General features: G+C 47.8%; 1 protein-coding gene. It reads left to right on the top strand.

The window, feature by feature from the left end:
* Window positions 1–212: 212 nt before the first annotated feature.
* Window positions 213–446: amino acid permease (locus JS756_RS36175; RefSeq protein WP_205387497.1), on the top strand; the 234-nt coding region annotated here is incomplete at its 3' end.

Raw genomic sequence — 446 nt, forward strand, 5'->3', positions numbered from 1 at the left:
CTGTATTAGTTCGCTGGCGTACCGAGAGAAGAATTCCTCAGCTCAAATCTCACCATCGCTTCCTCGCTTTTCAACAATGTCTTCGGTCATTCCGCGGCGTTAAAAGCTCTGCCAGCACTGGTAGCTATATCAGCCATTGGTCATCTACTTGGGATAGCGTTCACAGTTCGTACGTTTATCCCTCTTCCAACATATATACATATGAGTGAGGGGTGAGTGAACTAACATCACAATCAAAAGCACGAGTAATCCAAGAACTCGCCAAAGACGGCATAACCCCGTTCCCCAATATTGTCATGCAAAACCGACCCTTCAAAACGCCCATCTGGGGACTTCTGATCCACCTAGGCATAACAATCGTCTTCATCTGCGCCCCGCCAGCGGGCGATGCGTTTGATTTTGTGATTAACCTCACGTCCTATCCGACTGTTTTTCTTCTGACAGCT

This window comes from Streptomyces actuosus (assembly GCF_016921115.1).
GTDB lineage: Bacteria > Actinomycetota > Actinomycetes > Streptomycetales > Streptomycetaceae > Streptomyces > Streptomyces actuosus_A.